General features: G+C 58.5%; 7 protein-coding genes. 3 read left to right on the forward strand and 4 right to left on the reverse strand.

What is annotated here, in order from left to right:
- Window positions 1-14 precede the first annotated feature (14 nt).
- Window positions 15-710 carry an HAD-IA family hydrolase gene (locus IAI51_RS20525; RefSeq protein WP_187680107.1) on the forward strand — a complete coding sequence of 232 codons (696 nt, stop codon included), beginning with the start codon at window positions 15-17 and terminating at the stop codon, window positions 708-710.
- A gap of 82 nt (window positions 711-792) precedes the next feature.
- Here IAI51_RS20525 and IAI51_RS20530 read toward each other — a convergent pair whose 3' ends face one another.
- The gene (locus tag IAI51_RS20530) at window positions 793-1539 is read right to left on the reverse strand and encodes a 3-oxoacyl-ACP reductase family protein (RefSeq protein ID WP_187680108.1); all 747 of its coding nucleotides are present in this window, start codon (window positions 1537-1539) and stop codon (window positions 793-795) included.
- 126 nt (window positions 1540-1665) lie between these two features.
- On the opposite strand from IAI51_RS20530, the gene IAI51_RS20535 reads away from it, so the two are divergent.
- Window positions 1666-2592: a LysR family transcriptional regulator gene (locus tag IAI51_RS20535; RefSeq protein ID WP_187680109.1), complete on the forward strand. Its 927-nt coding sequence runs from the start codon at window positions 1666-1668 to the stop codon at window positions 2590-2592.
- Between the two features lie 130 nt (window positions 2593-2722).
- Here the strand turns inward: IAI51_RS20535 and IAI51_RS20540 are convergent, their stop codons facing one another.
- The 3 genes from IAI51_RS20540 to IAI51_RS20550 form a co-directional block, all read right to left on the reverse strand.
- Window positions 2723-3451: an aspartate/glutamate racemase family protein gene (locus tag IAI51_RS20540; protein ID WP_187680110.1), complete on the reverse strand. Its 729-nt coding sequence runs from the start codon at window positions 3449-3451 to the stop codon at window positions 2723-2725.
- A 55-nt stretch (window positions 3452-3506) separates the two neighbouring features.
- The gene (locus tag IAI51_RS20545) at window positions 3507-5045 is read right to left on the reverse strand and encodes an NCS1 family nucleobase:cation symporter-1 (protein ID WP_187680111.1); all 1539 of its coding nucleotides are present in this window, start codon (window positions 5043-5045) and stop codon (window positions 3507-3509) included.
- Between the two features lie 486 nt (window positions 5046-5531).
- The gene (locus IAI51_RS20550) at window positions 5532-6266 is read right to left on the reverse strand and encodes a phosphoadenylyl-sulfate reductase (RefSeq protein WP_187680112.1); all 735 of its coding nucleotides are present in this window, start codon (window positions 6264-6266) and stop codon (window positions 5532-5534) included.
- A 163-nt stretch (window positions 6267-6429) separates the two neighbouring features.
- Between IAI51_RS20550 and thrH the strand changes: the two genes are divergently transcribed.
- Window positions 6430-7047, forward strand: coding sequence for a bifunctional phosphoserine phosphatase/homoserine phosphotransferase ThrH (gene thrH, locus IAI51_RS20555; protein WP_187680113.1), 618 nt, complete (start codon window positions 6430-6432; stop codon window positions 7045-7047).
- Window positions 7048-7066: the final 19 nt, after the last annotated feature.

Raw genomic sequence — 7066 nt, forward strand, 5'->3', positions numbered from 1 at the left:
TAACGGATCCGATGATGAATGCACCGCTGAAGGCGTTCGGCCCGATCAAGGCCGTGATTTTCGATATGGACGGTTTGCTGCTGGACACCGAGGGCATTTACACCGAGGTCACCTCGCTGATTGCCGGGCGTTACGGGCGGACTTTCGACTGGAGCATCAAGCAGAACATCATTGGCCGCGGTGCCAACGATCTGGCCAATTACGTGGTGCAGGCGCTTGATCTGCCGATCACCGCTGAAGAGTTTCTAGTAATCCGCGAGCCGCTGATGCGTGAGCGTTTCCCCTCGGCGCAAGCGATGCCAGGCGCGGAGGAACTGATTCGCCACCTCAAGGCGCACAACATTCCAATCGCTGTGGGCACCAGTTCGTCGCGTCAGTCGTTCGGTCAGAAAACCACGTTGCACCGCGACTGGTTCGCGTTGTTCGATTTCATCGTCACGGCGGACGATCCGGAAGTGGGTGCAGCCAAACCGGCGCCGGATATTTTCCTCACGGCGGCCCGGCGTCTGGGTGTCGCGCCCGAGGATTGTCTGGTGTTCGAAGATTCGCCGTTTGGCGTGACCGCGGCGAAAGCGGCGGGCATGACCGCCATCGCCATTCCGGATGCCGCCATGGCCGATGAAAAATACGCACACGCCGACGGGATTCTTCGCTCGTTGAAAGCGTTCACCCCGAGCGCTTGTGGTTTGCCGGCACTGGAATGGGCTTGATCGGGCCATAAAGCTATAAACAAAAACGCCGCCCCTCAGTTAAAGGAGGGGCGGCGTTTTTCGTACAGGTAACTCAGTCAAATCAGGCGCCGAAACCACCGTCGATCGTCAGGCTGGCACCGGTGATGTACCCGGCTTCCGGGCCTGCCAGATAAGCGACGAAACCGGCGATTTCTTCGGCTTTGCCGTAGCGACCCACGGCCATCAACGGAATCAGGCTTTCGGCGAAGTCACCGTGCGCCGGGTTCATGTCAGTGTCGACCGGGCCAGGCTGCACGTTGTTGATGGTGATGCCGCGTGGGCCGAGATCGCGGGCCAGGCCTTTGGTCAGGCCGACCAGCGCCGATTTGCTCATCGCATACACACCGCCACCGGCGAAGGGCATGCGGTCGGCGTTGGTGCTGCCGATGTTGATGATTCGCGCGCCTTCGCCCATGTGTTTGGCGGCTTCCTGGGAGGCGATGAATACGCTGCGAATGTTGATCGCTACGGTCTGGTCGAAATCTTCCAGTTTGAAGTCTTCCAGTGGGGCGACGGCCAGTACGCCGGCGTTGTTGACCAGAATGTCGAGGCGGCCAAAGGCTTCGACGGTGGCGCTGACCGCATGGCGGATGGCAGCGGCGTCGGCGCTGTCAGCCTTGATCGCCAGGGCTTTGCCGCCATTTGCGGTGATGCTGTTCTGCAACTCTTCAGCTTTTGCGGTGGAGCTGACGTAGGTGAAGGCAACTGCAGCGCCTTCAGCGGCCAGACGTTTGACAATCGCGGCGCCGATACCACGGGAACCGCCTTGAATCAGAGCGACTTTGCCGCTGAGGTGTTGAGTGGTCATGTTCGATCTCCAGAATATTCAAGGCGAGATACCTTGTTGTTGGAGCCGAGTATCGACCTCTGATCCACAACCCACTAGCCCATGATTGCTATAGTCTGTGTAAACCAAAAGTTTACAGTGGCGACCATGGAAAACTTTAACAGTATCGAATGCTTCGTGCGCAGCGCCGAAGTTGGCAGTTTTGCCGAAGCGGCGCGGCGTTTGAGCCTGACCCCGGCAGCGGTCGGCAAAAGCGTGGCGAAACTCGAAGCGAAGCTAGGCGTGCGGTTGTTTCAGCGCAGCACCCGCAGCCTGACGTTGACTGAGGCGGGGCAGCTGTTTTTGAGTCAGGTCAGTGCCAGTCTGACCACGATCCAGAACGCCGTGGCCAATCTGGCCAGTGTCGAAGGCCTGCCAGCGGGAACTTTGAAAGTCAGTATGGGCACGGTGTTCGGGCGCTTGTATGTCGTGCCGTTGCTGGAAGAGTTTTTACGTCGATTTCCGGCGATCAACCCTGATTGGCATTTTGATAACCGTCAGGTCGATTTGATCGGGCAGGGTTTCGATGCGGCGATTGGCGGGGGATTTGAATTGCCCCAAGGCGTCGTCGCACGCAAATTGGCACCCGCACATCGGGTGTTGGTGGCGTCTGCTGACTACCTGGAAACGCACGCAGCGATCATCGAGCCGGATGACCTGCAATATCACGATGGCATTCTGATTCGGTCGCCGCAAACCGGTCGAGTACGCTCTTGGCAATTGATCAGTAATGGCAGTCAGCTCTGTCGACCATTGACCCTCAAGACGCGAATGACCATGAGCGACTCCGAGGCCGCCTGCGCGACGGCGGCGCAAGGTTTGGGGATTGCACTGGTCAGCATGCCCTTTGCCGTGGGTTATCTCGAGGCGGGTACGTTACAGCGCGTGCTGCCGGAGTGGTACATCGATGACGGCAACATTTCGATCTACTACGCCGAACATAAATTGTTGCCGGGCAAGACTCGGGCGTTTGTCGATTTTGTGATTGAGCAGTTTGCGCAGCAGGGGTTGGCTCGGCGGTTCAGTGCTCTCTGAGTTTGGCTTTTAACCGAATTGCGGCCATCGCGAGCAGGCTCACTCCTACAGGATCGATGTTGCTTACAGATTTCAGGCACGACACTAACCCTGTAGGAGTGAGCCTGCTCGCGATAAACGATAACGCGGTCTATCGTGCAAACCGCTCCGGCCAGCCCACAATTTTCTTCGGCCGAGGCGTCGCATAAGTCCGCACCTTGGACGTCGACAACCCCAAACGCACCAACGCCTCAGCAATCGTCACCGCCGCCGTCACCCCGTCCACCACCGGCACCCCGGTGCGGCGACGAATCTGTTCATCAAGTCCGGCCATGCCGCCACAACCCAGGCAAATCACCTCGGCCTTGTCCTGCGTAACCGCCAATTCAGCCTGATGCACGATCGCCTCCAGTGCACGTTGCGGCTCATGTTCCAGTTCCAGCACGGCCAAACCACTGGCCCGCACCGACGCGCAACGATCCCACAGACCGGAGAGTTTCAGCCGATCCTCGATCAGCGGCACGGTGCGATCCAGCGTAGTGACGACTGAATACGCATGCCCGAGAAACATCGCCGTACTGGCCGCCGCGTCAGTGATGTCCACCACCGGTACATTGAGCAATTCCTGCAAGCCTTCGCGGCCATGTTCGCCATAGCCGGCCTGAATCACCGCATCGAACGGCTGGTCGTAGGACATCACGCGATCCATCACGGCGATGGCGGCCAGGTAGCTTTCAAAGTTGCCTTCAATCGAATCGGCGCCGAAATACGGCGTGAGTCCGACAATCTCTGTACCGGGTGACGCGACAGCCTGCGCCGAGCGGGCGATGGCCTGGGTGATGGATTCGGTGGTGTTGACGTTGACCACGAGAATACGCATGGGAAGTCCTTTTTGGCAGGGTAGTTCAGCGGCCAGAAAGGCGGGCCGCGAGGATTTAGTGACAGGCGTTATCGACCGCGAAGGATTCGCCGCTGACGTCGGCGTAGTGCGGTTCGCGTTTGGCGATGATCAGGTAGAGCATTCCGGCGATCCCGGCACCGATCAGCCAGGAGAACGGCGAAATACTGTGGAACCCCGGCACCAGCGCCAGGACGATGGCGATCAGTGCCGCCGGAATAAACGCCGCCACGGCGCGAAAATTGACGCCACGGCTGTAGTAATAAGTGCCGTTCGGGTCTTCGCTGTAGAGTTGCGGGACGTTGATCCGGCCTTTGCGGATCAACCAGTAGTCGACCATGATCACCCCGTACAACGGGCCGAGCAGGGCGCCGAGGCCGGACAGGAAGTACACGATGACCAACGGGCTGTTGTAGAGGTTCCACGGCAGGATCAGGACAGCGATGGTCGCGCTGATCAGCCCGGCCCGGCGGAAGGTCAGGTACTTGGGCGCCAGGTTGCTCAGCACGAACGCCGGGGCAACGAAGTTGGCCATGATGTTCACCGCCACGGTGACGATCAGGAACGCCAGGCAACCCAGCACCAGAAAGAAGGTGTTGGGAATCGAAGCGATGATCTCGGTCGGGCTTTCGATGATCCGGCCGTTGATTTGAAATTGCGCACCGCACAGCAGGACGGTGATCGCGGCGAACAGCAGAATGTTCACCGGCAAACCCCAGAAATTTCCGACTTTGATGGTTTTGCGGCAGGGCGAGGAGCGGGCGAAGTCGCAGAAGTTGAGGATCAGCGTGCCGTAGATCGCCAGCCACAGTGCGCCGCCGGCAAAGATGTTGCGCCACATCTCGCCACCGCTCAGCGGTTCGCGGATCGACCAGGCGATGGTCGCGTTGGCTTGTGTGTACATCCAGGCGGCGAGGGCGGCGACGGTCAGCAGAATCACCGGCCCGGCAAACCCTTCGTAACGGCGGACCATTTCCATGCCGTAGGCGAGGATCACCAGTTGCACGAACCAGATTGCCACGAAGCACACCCAGCCCAGCGTCGACAGGCCGAGGATCGAGTTGTGGTCGTATTCCGCGAAGCCGGGATGCACCGCCGTGAGTAAAACCCTGAAAACAACCGACGCCAGATACGTCTGAATCCCGAACCAGGCGATGGCGATAACTGCTCGGATCAGCGCAGGAATTTGCGCCCCGTGGATGCCAAAACTGATTCGGCTGATCACCGGAAATGGCACCCCGGTTTTCTGCCCCATGTAGCCGGACAGGTTCATGAAGAAATACACCAGCGCCGCGCCGATCCCCAGCGACAGAAAAATCTGCCAGCCCCCCAGGCCGAGGGCGTAGAGGCCGATGGCGAACGAGTAGTTGGCGATGTTGTGCACGTCGTTCGTCCACAGGGCGAAGATGCTGTATTTGCCCCAGCGTCGGCCTTCGGCCTTGGTCGGTGCCAGATCGCTGTTGTGCAGACGAGGGCTCAGATGCAGCGGCTCGACCAGTCCGTCATGTGGCAAAGGTTGATCGAGTGCAGAGGAGGGCAGATTCAGCGCGATATTGTTGGAGAGACTTGTACGCATTCCGGCAGGCTCCTGATGTTCAGGGCCGCGATGACTGTGCATGAGCCGCCAGGCTCGACATATCTTCGTCGCGGCAGTGAAAGCATCACTGGTTACGGGGCATCTGCAGCCTGTACGGGATAGGGCGCTTCAGGCTTGCGGATCGAAGGTGTGCATGTTTTGCAGTTTTGTATACAAAACATGTATGCACTAAAGCCAGATGTGTGCCAATTGCCGATCCATGAAGGCCATCGCTTATTTTTAAATGTTATTTCTGATTGCTAAGTGACTGAATCGACGCCGATATAAATTGGCCGATTGGTCAGGTATTTATTTTTTGCGCGGGATCGTGACGAGGGGCAGAAGGAAGTGAGATTCAGGCGGGATGTAACTTTTCAGGGCGCGAAAATAAAAAGTGCACACATAAATGGCACTGATGGTGACATTCGTGTGTACACATTTTTTGAGGTTTCACAAAGCACAAGGGGAAATCATCGGGGCAGAGGGTTACGCCTTGCTGATGATATTCCCCGCATGCAATCCGCATTCTTTCTGGGTCGCTTCTTCCCACCACCAGCGGCCTTCGCGCTCGTGCTGGTTCGGCAGAACCGGACGGGTGCACGGCTCGCAACCGATGCTGATGAAGCCGCGCTCGTGCAGGCTGTTGTATGGCAGTTCCAGCATGCGGATGTAGCCCCAGATCTCTTCGCTGGTCATCTGCGCCAGCGGGTTGAACTTGTACAGGGTGCGCTCCGGTGTGGAGAACGCGGTGTCGATTTCCATCACCGCCACGGCACTGCGAGTGCCCGGGCTCTGGTCGCGGCGTTGGCCGGTGGCCCAGGCTTTGACGCCGGACAGTTTGCGCCGCAGCGGTTCGATCTTGCGGATCCCGCAGCACTCGCCGTGGCCGTCCTTGTAGAAGCTGAACAAGCCTTTTTCCTTCACGAACGGTTCCAGTTTCGTGTAGTCCGGCGAGACCAGTTCGATGTCGATCTTGTAGTGCTCGCGCACCTGATCGATAAAGCGATAGGTCTCCGGATGCAGGCGGCCGGTGTCGAGACTGAACACCTTGACGTTCTTGTTCAGCTTCCAGGCCATGTCCACCAGCACCACATCCTCGGCGCCACTGAAAGATATCCACAGGTCATCGCCGAACTCGGCAAACGCGAGTTTCAGGATGTCGTGGGCGGATTTGTTGGCATAGGTCGTGGCGAGTTCCACGACATCGAACGTTGGGCTCATCAGGGCGGCTTCCTACAGGTCGGTGGCGCTGGGCGCTCTATATGGCGGCGATGGTAACAAAAAGCGGCGCCGGGCGGGACGTGCTGTGCGTTGCGCGGCTTTGGCGGAGCCGCTAGAGTTCGGGCTCGCTCGACTCAATAATCAATACAAACGGGAGTGTCTTGTGGAAATTGCTTGCCTGGATCTTGAAGGGGTACTGGTGCCGGAAATCTGGATCGCCTTCGCTGAAAAAACCGGAATCGAATCCCTCAAGGCCACCACCCGGGACATTCCCGATTACGACGTGCTGATGAAGCAGCGTCTGCGCATCCTTGATGAGCATGGCTTGAAGCTCTCGGACATTCAGGAAGTGATCGCCACACTGAAACCGCTGGACGGCGCGGTGGAGTTCGTCAACTGGCTGCGTGAGCGCTTTCAGGTGGTGATTCTGTCGGACACCTTCTATGAGTTTTCCCAGCCGCTGATGCGTCAACTGGGCTTCCCGACTTTGCTTTGCCATCGTCTGATTACTGATGAAACCGGGCGCGTGACCAGCTATCAGTTGCGACAGAAAGATCCCAAGCGGCAGTCGGTGCTGGCGTTCAAAAGCCTGTACTACCGGGTGATTGCGGCGGGTGATTCGTATAACGATACGACCATGCTGGGCGAGGCGGATGCGGGGATTCTGTTCCATGCGCCGGACAATGTGATCCGGGAGTTCCCGCAGTTTCCGGCGGTGCACACGTTTGAAGCGTTGAAGCGGGAGTTCATCAAAGCTTCGAACCGCGACCTCAGCCTGTAAACCCGACCCTGTAGGAGCT

The sequence above is a fragment of the Pseudomonas sp. N40(2020) genome, assembly GCF_014472415.1.
Lineage (GTDB): Bacteria > Pseudomonadota > Gammaproteobacteria > Pseudomonadales > Pseudomonadaceae > Aquipseudomonas.